Genomic DNA, 12,404 nt, shown 5'->3' with positions numbered 1-12,404 from the left:
AGTTTCGGGCTTGGCCTGAATCGAAGAAGCCCGTGGTTTCGGCCACGGGCTTTGTTATCGACTCGGTTCAAGGTTTCAGTCTGCCGATTTCTTCTCCGGCAGGCCTTTGCGCTTGGTCTCTGCGAATTCCTCGAGCTGTTTTTCGCTCATCGAATTGTACATCGACTTCGACGCGCCTTGAAGCTCGCTCTTCCTGGTCTCGCCGCGCTTGGCCGACAGGGCTGCGCCAGCGGCCTTTTGCTGTGCTTTTGAGGTTGCAGGCATATCGACACCTCCTTTGCTGCCAGGGGAAGAAACGTTGCGCTCCGGCGACGGTTCCAGCGCTGGCGGTCAACTTCCGTTCCGCGCTCATGCCAGCCCATGGTCGGCCGGCACTGCCGGCAAACCACCTTCCCGTGCCCGCAACGCCGGTGTAGGACGGCGCCATGAAATCGTTGAACGATCCCTCGCAGGCACTCGCTACCGGCCTCGCGAAAATCCGCACCGAGTTCCATGTGCCGGAGGGATTTCCCCCTGATGTAACGGCCATGGCACAGACGGCGGCCAGGCGCGTGCCCGACCAGCATGCCGACCGCACGGCGATGCCCTTCGTGACGCTCGATCCCGCGGCTTCCACCGATCTTGACCAAGCGTTTTCGATCGAAGCGAGCGGTAGCGACCTTCTGTTGCACTATGCGATTGCCGACGTAGCCTGGTTCGTCGCGGACGGCGACGCGGTGGATCGCGAAGCCTGGGCGCGGGGCGAAACCCTGTATTTGCCGGACGGCAAGGCCGGGCTCTATCCCCGGGTCATTGCCGAGGGCGCCGCGAGCTTGCTGCCCGGCGGTCCGCGTCCGGCTGTCATCTTCACGGTCCGGATCGCCGACGACGGAGCGGTAAGGCTGGATGGCGCGGAGCGGGCAATCATTCAAAGCCGCGCCAAGCTCGCCTATGACAGCGTGCAGGCCGCCGACGTCCCAGTCGGCTTCGCCGAAATCGCGCGGCGCATGGCGGCGGCCGAAGACCGTCGCGGCGCTTCGCGCGTCGACCCGCCCGAGCAGGAGGTGGAACAGCTTGCCGATGGCACATTCCAGCTTGCGTTCAGACCGCTGCTGCAATCCGAGCAAGACAACGCAGCACTTTCGCTGGCCGCCAACATGGCGATTGCCGACGCCATGCTGGCACACCGGACCGGCTTGTTTCGGGTGATGGTGCCGCCCGATGCTTCCAAAGTGCAAAGACTGCGCAGCGCGGCACGGGCCTTAGGCCTGTCCTGGCCTCCTTCGACCAGCCTGCCCGACTATCAGCGAACCCTCGATCCGACCAACAGGCAACAGGCAGCGCTGATGCTGGAAATCCGCCGCGCCGGCTCCGGTGCGTCCTACCAACCCTATGAGGAAGGCGTTGTCCCCTGGCACGAGGCGATGGCCGCGACCTATGCCCACGCCACCGCGCCCCTGAGGCGGCTGGCCGATCGCTACGTCGTGCGCTGCGTGCTGGCCATCGCCAACGGCCAGCCGGTGCCGCAAGCCGTTACCGAGGCGTTTTCCAGACTGCCGAAGGTGATGGGCCGCGCAGGCGCCCGCGCCTCGCAGATCAACCACGCGGCCATCGACCTTGCCGAGGCGGTGATGCTGAGGGGGCGCATGGGTGAAACATTCAAGGCCGTCGTCACCGACGTCGGTGATCAGCGTGCGCGCGTTCAGCTCTCGGACATGCCTGTCGTTGCGAATGTGAAGGCCTCGGGGTTCAGGCAGGGCGATGGCCTAACGCTAAGGCTTGTTTCGGCCGATCCGGATCGGCGCGTCATTGTCTTCGAGCCTGTCTAAAGCGCGTCGGCGACGCGCTGTAGTTTTTTGTTTTTATGCATGTCGTTGTCCCAAGATCGCTGCGCACTTTTGGGCGACATGCATTAGCGCGCGCTCAATCCAAAACCCTGCATCAGCCGGCTGATGGCGAAATCCGCCTTTCCCGAGGTAAAGACGGCGATGTCAGGCTCGCTTTGCGGCAATGGCCCGTCGACAGCCGGAAGCAGCGACAGAGCACGCCGCGCAATCGCCTCGGCCGGGTCGATCCAGTCGACCGGCCAGGGCGCGGTCTTGCGCATGCGATTGGCCAGGAACGGATAGTGCGTGCAGGCGAGCACGACGATGTCCGTGCGCAAATCGTCATGCTGCACGAAACACGGTGCGATCTCGGCACGCACGGCCTCCTCGTCGACAAAGCCCTCGCGCATGTAGGCCTCGGCCAGTCCGGCGAGATTGTTGCTGCCGACCAGCCGGACATGGCATTTCTGCGCCCATTTGCCGATCAGGTCGCGCGTGTACTGGCGCTTCACCGTGCCCGGCGTCGCCAGCACCGAGACCAGCCCGGAGCGGGTGCGCTCGGCAGCCGGCTTGATTGCCGGCACCGTGCCGACAAAGGGATGGCCAGGGAATTTTTCCCGCAACGCATCGATCACCAGCGTCGAAGCGGTATTGCAGGCGACGACCGAAATTTCCGGATCAAAACGGTCGAGCAACTTGGCGAAGAGCTCGACTATATGGGCCTGCAGCGCCGGCTCTTCCCACGCGCCGTAGGGAAAGGCCTTGTCATCGGCGACGTAGACGAAGCGCCGGTCGGGCATCAGCACGCGCGCTTCGCGCAGCACGGTCAATCCGCCAACGCCGGAATCAAACATCAGGATCGGACGGTGGCTCATTGATATCGGACCATGAAAGAGGCTGGATAAGAAGGCATTGGCGGTCATTGGCCAATGCCGTTCTATCTGCAACCATCATGGTCTTGAAGTGGCGAATGTCAGCAAGTTCTTAGCAAAGCCGGCGAAGACGACCTTGCCTCGGTTGCTCTAGAGCCCGCGCTTGCCGAAGCCGGCGGGCCGAGGACGGCCCAAAGGTTGGGCGGACGGCACCGAGCGCGTGGCCGGTGTGGCGTTGCGCATGGAAGACTGTGCCGTGCTGCTGGCCATCCGGCCGGATCCCGCAGGCATGGGCGTATCGCCATCGAAATCGAAAACCGATGTCAGTTCGTCGATATTGATGCCCGCCACCGGCTTAGCCACCAGGATCGTGCACCAAAGGCCAAAGATCGACAGCGCAAGCAGGTTGAGACCGCTGGACGTGCTTTCCGGATTGTTGAAATCGATGACCAGCAGCGTGCCTGCCTGCAGAAAGGCGTAGATGGCGCAGAACACGATGTAGGACCACAGGATCCAGGCTTTGCCGCTGGCGTCGCGGCTGCGTCGCCAGGCGATGTTGGCACGCATGACCATGGCCAGGAGTGAAACGACCAGAACCGCGCCTGCCATCCCTTGCCGCGATGGACCGGGCGCCGAGTTGACCAGCCCCTCAAAGCCGATCGTGCCAACGATGCACAGCACAGCAAGAACGGCCTCGAGCAGGGCTACGCCGAGCGAATAGAAGAAGAAGCGCATACGGCCGATTTTGGACGTGAACATTTGCCACCCCACCGTTTTGACAACAATGGATGAGAGGCAAATAAAATTCGGTTACTTCAGCCGTTCGAAGCTTAGCGATTTCTAATCTTCTTTGTCTGCCTGGCGTTTTCGCGCAGCGGCCGGCAAACGCCTTGGATCGTCTCCCGGCGAGCCGTCACCGCGCGGCATGGCCGGCGAAAACCGGTCGAGCGACGAGATGATGCCACGCAGCACTTTCAGTTCCGGCTCGGCGAAACCGGCGCGCGTCAAGACGGCGCGCAGATTGTCGACCATCTTGGGTTTCTTGGGCGCCGGGCGGAAATAGCCGCGCGCTTCGAGCGCGCCTTCGAGATAGGCAAACAGCCCGTGCAACTCTTCCTTGCTTGCCGGCTTCATTTCAGGGCTGGAGAAATTGGTCGCCGTCTCGTCTTCCAGGCCCGACTTCATCCATTCATAGGACATCAACAGCACGGCCTGGGCGATGTTGAGCGACGAAAAGCCGGGATCCACCGGGAAGGTGACGATCTCGTCGGCCAGCCCGACCTCGTCATTGTAGAGCCCAAAACGCTCGCGGCCGAACAAGATGCCGGTGCGCAGGCCGGCCATCTGACGCGCCCTCAGCGCCCTGCCCGCTTCGACCGGACCACGCACGGGTTTGAAGCCGTCGCGCTCCCGCGCCGTGGTGGCGAAGACGAAGTTGAGGTCGGCGACGGCGGACGCCAGGTCGCCGAACACTGTTACGGCATCGATGACATGGTCGGCGCGGCTGGCGGCGGCGCGCGCCTTCTCGCTCGGCCAGCCGTCACGCGGGTTGACCAGTCTCAGTTCGGCAAGGCCGAAATTGGCCATGGCGCGCGCAACCATGCCGATATTCTCGCCGAGCTGCGGCTCGACCAGGATGATCGCCGGCCCGGCGGCGGATTCGTTTTCAGGATGATCGACGGCGGACATGATCTCAATGAACTGCTGTTTGCGGCATTTCAGCGTTCCCTGCCACATCCGCTCGGCAAAATGAAGCTTTTGCAAAACACCGGTCGCGGCACAGACGACCCATTCTGCACGGATCGGCGTTTGCGCGGCCAAATAGGCTTTGATATACGCTCCGCATCCCCGGCCGAAGCCATGCGGGCAAGGCCGTTTAGTTCCCCAAAAGCGAGGCATTCTTTTCATGGCGAAGATCAAGGTGGCGAACCCGGTCGTCGAGCTCGACGGCGACGAGATGACCCGCATCATCTGGCAGTTCATCAAGGACAAGCTGATTCACCCTTATCTCGACCTGAAGCTCGAATATTACGACCTCGGCGTCGAGCACCGCGACGCCACCAACGACCAGGTGACCATCGATTCGGCCAATGCCATCAAGAAATGGGGCGTCGGTGTGAAATGCGCGACGATCACGCCCGACGAGCAGCGCGTCGAGGAATTCAAGCTGAAGAAGATGTGGAAGTCGCCCAACGGCACCATCCGTAACATTCTCGGCGGTACCATTTTCCGCGAACCGATCATCATGAAGAACGTGCCGCGTCTCGTGCCGGGATGGACCAAGCCGATCATCGTCGGCCGTCATGCCTTCGGCGACCAGTATCGCGCCACCGATTTCCGCTTCCCCGGCAAGGGCAAGCTGACCATCAAGTTCGTCGGCGAGGACGGCAAGGTGATCGAGCACGACGTGTACGACGCACCCGGCGCCGGTGTTGCCATGGCGATGTACAATCTCGACGACTCCATCCGCGAATTCGCCCGCGCCTCGCTGAATTACGGCCTGCTGCGCAATTATCCGGTTTATCTCTCGACCAAGAACACCATCCTCAAAGCCTATGATGGCCGCTTCAAGGACATTTTCCAGGAGGTCTACGAGGCTGAATTCGAGGCCGAGTTCAAGGCGAAGAAGCTGTGGTACGAGCACCGGCTGATCGACGACATGGTGGCCTCCGCCCTGAAATGGTCTGGCGGCTACGTCTGGGCCTGCAAGAATTATGACGGCGACGTCCAGTCCGACACGGTGGCGCAAGGTTTTGGCTCGCTTGGCCTGATGACCTCCGTGCTGATGACGCCGGACGGCAAGACGGTGGAAGCGGAGGCCGCGCACGGCACCGTGACGCGCCACTATCGCCAGCACCAGAAGGGCGAGGAAACCTCGACCAATTCGATCGCCTCGATCTTCGCCTGGACGCGCGGCCTCGCCCACCGCGCCAAGCTCGACGATAATGCCGAGTTGAAGCGATTTGCCGACACGCTGGAGAAGGTCTGCATCCAGACGGTTGAGAGCGGCTTCATGACCAAGGACCTGTCGCTCTTGATCGGTCCCGACCAACCATGGCTGTCGACCACCGGCTTCCTCGACAAGATCGACGAGAATTTGCAGAAGGCGATGGCGTAAGCCGGCAGCCATGGCCAAGCCGGTCGTCTACGGGGCGGACTACAGCGTCTATGTGCGCATCGTCCGCCTCGTGCTGGCGGAAAAAGGCATCGACTACGACCTTGTGCCGGTCGATGTCTTTGCCGCCGAGGGCACTCCCGCCTGGTACTTCGAGCATCACCCTTTCGGCCGCATTCCGGCCTTCGAGCACGGCGGGTTTCGCCTGTTCGAAACCAGCGCAATCGCCCGCTATGTCGACGAGGCGTTCGACGGCCCGGCACTGCAGCCAAAAGACGCCCGCACCCGCGCAACGATGAACCAGATCATCGGCATGCTCGACGCCTATGCCTACAGATCGATGGTCTGGGACGTCGCCGTCGAGCGGCTTGAGAAGGAAGCGCCAGACGAGGCACTGGTCGCCAACGGGCTGCGCCAGGCGGAAACGGTGCTGCGGGTGCTCACCGCACTCAAGCCTCCCGGGCCGTGGCTGCTCGGCGACCAGCTGACGCTGGTCGACCTGCATGCGGCATCCATCATCGCCTATTTCGTCAAGATCGCCGACGGGCAAAAGCTGCTTGCGGCGTTCGCCGACATCCAGGCCTGGTGGAACGGCATCGCAAAACGTCCGAGCCTGGCGGCGGGCTGATATGGGTTCGGGCCATGGCTGACCCATCTCGCCAGGACGCGCTCACCATCGCCAGAATTGTCAGGGTCAACCACGCCGGTGAGTTCGGTGCGATCAGGATCTATTCGGCGCAGATTCTTGTCGCCAGGCGCTTCTGGCCGGATTGCGTGCCATCCTTGTCGGAGATGCTCGGGCACGAGCGCACGCATTGCGCCGCCTTCCGTGCCGCCATGCCGGCGCGGAAGGCGCGACCGTGCCGGGTGATGCAATTCTGGAGCTGGGGTGGCTGGCTGCTGGGTTTTGTGACCGCCCTGATTGGTCCGCAAGGCATCTGGGCCTGCACGGCGGCTGTTGAAGCGGCGGTGCACCGCCATCTGGATGATCAGCTGTTTTTTCTCGCCAACCGCGACCACGACTTGCACGGCATCATCCTGGCGATCCGCGAGGAAGAGCTCGCCCATCTCCATCACGCCGAAGAGCAGCTGAAATCGTCCGGCCCGGCGCTGAACTTTTTACGGTCGCTGATTTCGATCGCCACGGACGTGCTGATCTGGCTGTCCACCTGGGGCGATTCCAGCAGAATGACGCGCGCCCTGAAAGCGGCGAAAAAGAACTAGCTAGACGGACCGTCTAAGAGCTGATTGCCGGCTTGCCACTATCAGCCACAGAATGGCAAGCACGGCGGCGAAGGCCGGAAAGCCGCACACAAAACCAGATAAGGCATAGGGTGGCTTTCAGGCTGCCTCCAGCGCCGCCCTCACCGCGGCGATCGCATCATTGGCCTTCGAGGCGTCCGGGCCGCCGGCTTGCGCCATGTCGGGCCGTCCGCCACCGCCCTGCCCGCCCAATGCGGCCGAGGCAACGCGCACAAGATCGACAGCGCTGAAGCGGCCGACGAGATCGTCCGTCACTGCGACCACGACGCTTGCCTTGTTGTCTTCGCCCGCACCGACGAAGACGACGACGCCTGAGCCGAGCGAAGTCTTGCCGGCATCGGCCAGCGGCTTCAAATCCTTCGGCGACACGCCGGAAACCGCTTTGCCGAGGAAGCCGATACCGGCGACGGTTTCGGTGGTGGCCGGAGCATCGGCCGCGGCACCACCGCCCAGCGCGAGTTTCTTGCGCGCTTCGCTCAGCTCCTTCTCGAGCTTCTTGCGCTCCTCGAGCAGCGTCTCGACACGCGCCGGCACGTCGGCCGGCGAGATCTTCAGCACAGCCGCCGTCGCCTTCAGGCGTCTGTCCTGCTCGTCGAGATATTTTCGTGCGGCTTCGCCGGTCAGCGCCTCGATGCGGCGCACGCCGGCGGCGACTGCGCTGTCGGAGACGACACGGACCAGGCCGATATCGCCGGTCGCCCGGACATGGGTGCCGCCACAAAGTTCGACGGAATAGGGTCTATTGGCCTTGGCGCCATGCACGCCGGTGCCCATCGAGACGACACGCACCTCGTCGCCGTATTTTTCGCCGAACAGCGCCATGGCGCCTTCGGCGATGGCGTCGTCGACCGACATCAGCCGCGTCGTCACCGGGCTGTTCTGGACGACGATTTCGTTGGCCATGCGCTCGACCTCTTCGAGATCTTCGGCCGAGATCGGCTTGTTGTGCGAGATGTCGAAGCGCAGGCGCTCGGGCGCGACCAGCGAACCTTTCTGCGCGACATGGGTGCCCAGCACCTCGCGCAGCGCCTCATGGATCAGATGCGTTGCCGAATGGTTGGCACGCAGCCGGGTGCGGCGCGCATGGTCAACCTTCAGCTCGACGGCTGCACCTGGCTTGACCGTGCCGTTCGTCACCTTGCCCAGATGCACGAACAGGCCGTCGGCCTTTTTCTGCGTGTCGGAAACCTCGATCGAGAAACCTTCGCCGGAGATGATGCCGGTGTCGCCCATCTGGCCGCCCGACTCGCCATAGAACGGCGTCTGGTTGACGACCACCGCCACCGCGTCGCCCTTGCCGGCGCTATCGACTGTCTTGCCGTCCTTGACCAGGGCCTGGATGAGGCCTTCCGCCTGTTCGGTCTCGTAGCCGAGGAATTCGGTGGCGCCGGCCTTCTCGCGTACAGAAAACCAGATGGTCTCGGTGGCCGCGTCGCCGGAGCCAGCCCAATGCTTGCGCGCTTCGGCCTTCTGCTGCTCCATCGCATGGGTGAAGCCGGCAAGGTCGACCGAGATGTTGCGCTGGCGCAGTGCGTCCTGCGTCAGATCGAGCGGGAAGCCGTACGTGTCATAGAGCTTGAACGCCGTCTCGCCATCCAGCATATCGCCGGCGTGCAGCGTATCCGTCGCCTCCGAGAGCAGGCCGAGGCCGCGCACCAGCGTCTTGCGGAACCTGGTCTCCTCGAGCTTCAGCGTCTCGGTAATCAGCTGTTCGCCGCGCAGCAGTTCGGGATAGGCCTGGCCCATCTCACGCATTAGCGCCGGCACCAGCTTCCACATCAACGGCTCCTTGGCGCCGAGCAACTGCGCATGGCGCATGGCGCGGCGCATGATGCGGCGCAGCACATAGCCGCGGCCTTCGTTCGACGGCAGCACGCCATCGGCCACCAGGAAAGAGGACGAGCGCAGATGATCGGCAATGACGCGGAAGGAGGCGACCGTCTCCTTGTCGGGTCCCTGCCCGAGCGCTGACGAGGCCGCATCGATCAGATGACGGAACAGGTCGGTCTCGAAGACGCTCTCCACCCCTTGCAGGATGGAGGCCATGCGCTCCAGGCCCATGCCGGTGTCGATCGACGGCCGCGGCAGGTCGATGCGCTCATCCTTGGTGACCTGCTCATATTGCATGAACACCAGGTTCCAGAATTCAAGGAAGCGGTCGCCGTCCTCCTCCGGGCTGCCGGGAGGGCCGCCCCAGATGTGCTCGCCACGGTCGATGAAGATTTCCGAGCACGGCCCGCACGGTCCGGTGTCGCCCATAGCCCAGAAATTGTCGGAGGTCGGGATGCGGATGATGCGGTCATCGGAGAAACCGGCGATCTTCTTCCAGAAGCCGGCCGCCTCGTCATCGGTGTGATAGACGGTGACCAGCAGCTTGTCCTTGTTCAGCCCGAACTCCTTGGTGATCAGGTTCCAGGCCAGTTCGATGGCGCGCTCCTTGAAATAGTCGCCGAAGGAGAAATTGCCGAGCATTTCGAAGAAGGTCAGATGGCGCGCGGTGTAGCCGACATTGTCGAGGTCGTTGTGCTTGCCGCCGGCGCGCACGCTTTTCTGCGCAGTGGTGGCGCGCGAATAGGACCGCTTCTCCAGGCCGGTGAAGACGTTCTTGAACTGCACCATGCCGGCATTGGTGAACATCAGCGTCGGGTCGTTGCGCGGCACCAGCGGGCTCGAGGCCACGACCTCGTGGCCCTCCTTGCGGAAATAGTCGAGGAATGTCGACCGGATCTCGTTCACGCCACTCATGAGTGCTGCCTTTTCGCGAAAACCGCCGGCACGGCCGGCGGACACTGGTCTCTGCTTTTTAGAAGATTGACTTGGCCTTTTAGCGGGCACGCCCCACCCTGTCCAGAAACACGGAATTGGGCCAATCCGGCAACTGCCAAGCCGGCTTCACGCTGCCCAAAAACGAAAACCGCCAGCGCGAAGGCCGGCGGTTTGAAACGCAATACTAAAGAACTCGGTTACTTAAGCATCGGATAATAGACTGGATTTATGGCCGAACTCTGGCCGTGCCCTACATGGCGCCGGATTCTTCCTCGAAGCCGTCGTCGCTTTCGCCGCGCTCGGGGCCACCATTTTCAAGAAATTTCTCGGCGATCAGCCCGGCATTCTGCCGCAGCGCAAGTTCGATCTCACGCGCCGTGTCGGGATTGTCGCGCAGGAACAGTTTGGCGTTTTCGCGACCTTGGCCGAGACGCTGCGAATTGTAGGAGAACCAGGCGCCGGACTTCTCGACCACGCCGGCCTTGACGCCGAGATCGACCAGTTCGCCGGTCTTGGAGACGCCCTCGCCATACATGATGTCGAACTCGACCACCTTGAAGGGCGGCGCCAGCTTGTTCTTGACCACCTTGACGCGGGTCTGGTTGCCGACGACCTCGTCGCGGTCCTTGACCGAGCCGATGCGGCGGATGTCGAGGCGCACCGAAGCGTAGAATTTCAGCGCGTTGCCGCCGGTCGTGGTTTCCGGCGAACCGAACATGACGCCGATCTTCATGCGGATCTGGTTGATGAAGATGACCATGGTGTTGGAGCGCGAGATCGAGGCAGTCAGCTTGCGCAGCGCCTGGCTCATCAGACGCGCCTGGAGACCGGGCAGCGAATCGCCCATCTCGCCCTCGATTTCAGCGCGCGGCGTCAGGGCGGCCACCGAATCGACGACCAGCACGTCGATGGCGCCGGAACGCACCAGCGTGTCGCAGATTTCCAGCGCCTGCTCGCCGGTGTCCGGCTGCGAGATCAAGAGGTTTTCCAGATCGACGCCGAGCTTGCGGGCATAGACCGGGTCGAGCGCGTGCTCGGCATCAACGAAGGCACAGATGCCGCCCTTCTTCTGGGCTTCCGCCACCGTGTGCAGCGCCAGCGTCGTCTTGCCCGAGCTTTCCGGCCCGTAGATCTCGACAATGCGGCCGCGCGGCAGGCCACCGACGCCAAGCGCGATGTCGAGGCCAAGCGATCCGGTCGGCACGGTTTCAATCTCGACGACCTGCTCGTTGGCGCCCAGCCGCATGATCGAGCCCTTGCCGAAGGCGCGCTCGATTTGCGACAGCGCCGCGTCCAGAGCCTTTGATTTGTCCACCGCTTTGTCCTCTACAAGCCGCAAAGAATTCTGAGCCATGATACATCACCCCTTGGTCGTCAATGAAGGCCGGACAATCCGTAATCCCTGCCCTATTTGTACCTTTTTTGTTCTCGTTTGGCAAGAGGGGTCAAATATCTGAAAAGCAATCTTTATCCGGATTTGTTCTTTTTTTGTCTCATGGTTTCGTTTCCGGATGTATCCACCATTGGGCCAGATGCTCCGGCTGTTTCGATCGGCCGAATCGCCGGCTCGCCTGCGAAGCTCCGTCGCACAGCCTAGCGCTTGTCCGGTTCGAAAAACAAAGGTCATATCGCCGGCATGGTGAAATCAGCAAAGATACTGGCGGTGGGCGGCGCCCATATCGATCGCCGCGGCCAGGTGTCGGGCACGTACGTGCCCGCGGCGTCCAACCCCGGCACGATGCGCGAGGCTGTCGGCGGCGGCGTTTTCAACGCGCTGCGCAGCCTGGTGCGGCGCGGCGTCTCGGCCTCGCTTTTGTCGGTGCGCGGCGGCGATGCCTCGGCCGAGACGGTTGCGCGCGCCATCGCCGACTCCGGCATTGCCGACCTGTCGGCGGTTTTCCTCGACCGCACGACGCCGAGCTACACCGCGCTGATCGATCGCGACGGCGAGCTGATCACCGGCTTTGCCGATATGGCGCTCTACGATTTGGCGTTCCCCAAGCAGATCCGCCGCTCCAAGGTGCGCGAGGTGGTCGCCGAGGCCGATGCGGTGCTCTGCGACGCCAATCTGCCATCAACGGCGCTGGAGCGGCTGGTGGGGCTCGCCGCCGGCAAGCCGGTGTTCGCCATCGCCATTTCGCCGGCCAAGGTGGTGCGGCTGATACCGGTGCTGAAGGAACTCGCGCAGGTCTTCATGAACCGGCGCGAGGCCATGGTGCTGGCCGGCGTCGATGCCAATGCCACCGAGCGCGAGACCGTCGACGGACTGCGCTGCAGCGGCCTCACCAGTGGCGTGGTGACGGCGGGCGACGGCCCGGTGCTGGGATTCGACGAAGCCGGCGCCTTCTCTATCCTGCCGCCGGCGCCGAGAAAAGTCGCCGACGTCACCGGCGCCGGCGACGCGCTGGCCGGCGCCACCATCGCTGCCCTGCTGCGCGGCCTGCCCCTGCGCCAGGCATTGCGCGAGGGCGTTGCCGCCGCCACGCTGGCCATTGAAAGCGCCGACGCGGTTCCGGCCTTCACGATTGCGACCTTCACTGAGGCACTGGCTCTTGTGCCCGACGCGCAGGAAATGGCATGAGG

At 63.2% G+C, this 12,404-nt stretch carries 11 protein-coding genes; 5 read left to right on the top strand and 6 right to left on the bottom strand.

The window, feature by feature from the left end:
- Positions 1 to 75: 75 nt before the first annotated feature.
- Positions 76 to 264, bottom strand: coding sequence for a DUF3008 family protein (locus NKI35_RS20465; RefSeq protein WP_023684876.1), 189 nt, complete (start codon positions 262 to 264; stop codon positions 76 to 78).
- Between the two features lie 161 nt (positions 265 to 425).
- Here NKI35_RS20465 and NKI35_RS20460 point away from each other — a divergent pair, with 161 nt between their 5' ends.
- Entirely contained in the window at positions 426 to 1,808 is a 1,383-nt protein-coding gene (locus tag NKI35_RS20460) for an RNB domain-containing ribonuclease (protein WP_352741332.1), read from the top strand.
- Between the two features lie 83 nt (positions 1,809 to 1,891).
- On the opposite strand, the gene murI is transcribed toward NKI35_RS20460, so the two are convergent.
- The 3 genes from murI to NKI35_RS20445 form a co-directional block, all read right to left on the bottom strand.
- The gene (gene murI, locus NKI35_RS20455) at positions 1,892 to 2,680 is read right to left on the bottom strand and encodes a glutamate racemase (protein WP_023684874.1); all 789 of its coding nucleotides are present in this window, start codon (positions 2,678 to 2,680) and stop codon (positions 1,892 to 1,894) included.
- Between the two features lie 147 nt (positions 2,681 to 2,827).
- A complete protein-coding gene (locus NKI35_RS20450; protein WP_023750765.1) occupies positions 2,828 to 3,436 on the bottom strand; it encodes a hypothetical protein in 609 nt (202 codons plus the stop codon).
- An 81-nt stretch (positions 3,437 to 3,517) separates the two neighbouring features.
- Entirely contained in the window at positions 3,518 to 4,366 is an 849-nt protein-coding gene (locus NKI35_RS20445; RefSeq protein WP_352741331.1) for an RNA methyltransferase, read from the bottom strand.
- A gap of 217 nt (positions 4,367 to 4,583) precedes the next feature.
- Here NKI35_RS20445 and NKI35_RS20440 point away from each other — a divergent pair, with 217 nt between their 5' ends.
- Genes NKI35_RS20440 through NKI35_RS20430 form a run of 3 tightly spaced genes read left to right on the top strand, consistent with a single transcriptional unit; the run spans position 4,584 to position 7,016 of the window.
- Positions 4,584 to 5,795, top strand: coding sequence for an NADP-dependent isocitrate dehydrogenase (locus NKI35_RS20440; RefSeq protein WP_023669114.1), 1,212 nt, complete (start codon positions 4,584 to 4,586; stop codon positions 5,793 to 5,795).
- Between the two features lie 10 nt (positions 5,796 to 5,805).
- Positions 5,806 to 6,420, top strand: a complete 615-nt coding sequence (locus NKI35_RS20435) for a glutathione S-transferase family protein (protein ID WP_352741330.1) — start codon at positions 5,806 to 5,808, stop codon at positions 6,418 to 6,420.
- Positions 6,421 to 6,434: 14 nt separating this feature from the next.
- Entirely contained in the window at positions 6,435 to 7,016 is a 582-nt protein-coding gene (locus NKI35_RS20430) for a demethoxyubiquinone hydroxylase family protein (RefSeq protein ID WP_352741329.1), read from the top strand.
- Between the two features lie 117 nt (positions 7,017 to 7,133).
- Here NKI35_RS20430 and alaS read toward each other — a convergent pair whose 3' ends face one another.
- Both alaS and recA read right to left on the bottom strand, forming a co-directional pair.
- Positions 7,134 to 9,800, bottom strand: coding sequence for an alanine--tRNA ligase (gene alaS, locus NKI35_RS20425; RefSeq protein WP_352741346.1), 2,667 nt, complete (start codon positions 9,798 to 9,800; stop codon positions 7,134 to 7,136).
- 271 nt (positions 9,801 to 10,071) lie between these two features.
- Positions 10,072 to 11,175 carry a recombinase RecA gene (gene recA, locus NKI35_RS20420; RefSeq protein WP_023669117.1) on the bottom strand — a complete coding sequence of 368 codons (1,104 nt, stop codon included), beginning with the start codon at positions 11,173 to 11,175 and terminating at the stop codon, positions 10,072 to 10,074.
- A gap of 282 nt (positions 11,176 to 11,457) precedes the next feature.
- On the opposite strand from recA, the gene NKI35_RS20415 reads away from it, so the two are divergent.
- A complete protein-coding gene (locus tag NKI35_RS20415) occupies positions 11,458 to 12,402 on the top strand; it encodes a carbohydrate kinase family protein (RefSeq protein ID WP_352741328.1) in 945 nt (314 codons plus the stop codon).
- Positions 12,403 to 12,404: the final 2 nt, after the last annotated feature.

It is taken from the genome of Mesorhizobium sp. M0676 (genome assembly GCF_040320535.1).
Lineage (GTDB): Bacteria > Pseudomonadota > Alphaproteobacteria > Rhizobiales > Rhizobiaceae > Mesorhizobium.
The sequence above is the reverse complement of the archived record's forward strand: the minus strand, read 5'-3'. Positions and strand labels throughout refer to the sequence as shown.

Coding starts and splice junctions, on each gene's coding strand:
- NKI35_RS20465 (WP_023684876.1), bottom strand. CDS start 264: ATGCCTGCAACCTCAAAAGCACAGCAAAAGGCCGCTGGCGCAGCCCTG.
- NKI35_RS20460 (WP_352741332.1), top strand. CDS start 426: ATGAAATCGTTGAACGATCCCTCGCAGGCACTCGCTACCGGCCTCGCG.
- murI (WP_023684874.1), bottom strand. CDS start 2,680: ATGAGCCACCGTCCGATCCTGATGTTTGATTCCGGCGTTGGCGGATTG.
- NKI35_RS20450 (WP_023750765.1), bottom strand. CDS start 3,436: ATGTTCACGTCCAAAATCGGCCGTATGCGCTTCTTCTTCTATTCGCTC.
- NKI35_RS20445 (WP_352741331.1), bottom strand. CDS start 4,366: ATGTCCGCCGTCGATCATCCTGAAAACGAATCCGCCGCCGGGCCGGCG.
- NKI35_RS20440 (WP_023669114.1), top strand. CDS start 4,584: ATGGCGAAGATCAAGGTGGCGAACCCGGTCGTCGAGCTCGACGGCGAC.
- NKI35_RS20435 (WP_352741330.1), top strand. CDS start 5,806: ATGGCCAAGCCGGTCGTCTACGGGGCGGACTACAGCGTCTATGTGCGC.
- NKI35_RS20430 (WP_352741329.1), top strand. CDS start 6,435: ATGGCTGACCCATCTCGCCAGGACGCGCTCACCATCGCCAGAATTGTC.
- alaS (WP_352741346.1), bottom strand. CDS start 9,800: ATGAGTGGCGTGAACGAGATCCGGTCGACATTCCTCGACTATTTCCGC.
- recA (WP_023669117.1), bottom strand. CDS start 11,175: ATGGCTCAGAATTCTTTGCGGCTTGTAGAGGACAAAGCGGTGGACAAA.
- NKI35_RS20415 (WP_352741328.1), top strand. CDS start 11,458: ATGGTGAAATCAGCAAAGATACTGGCGGTGGGCGGCGCCCATATCGAT.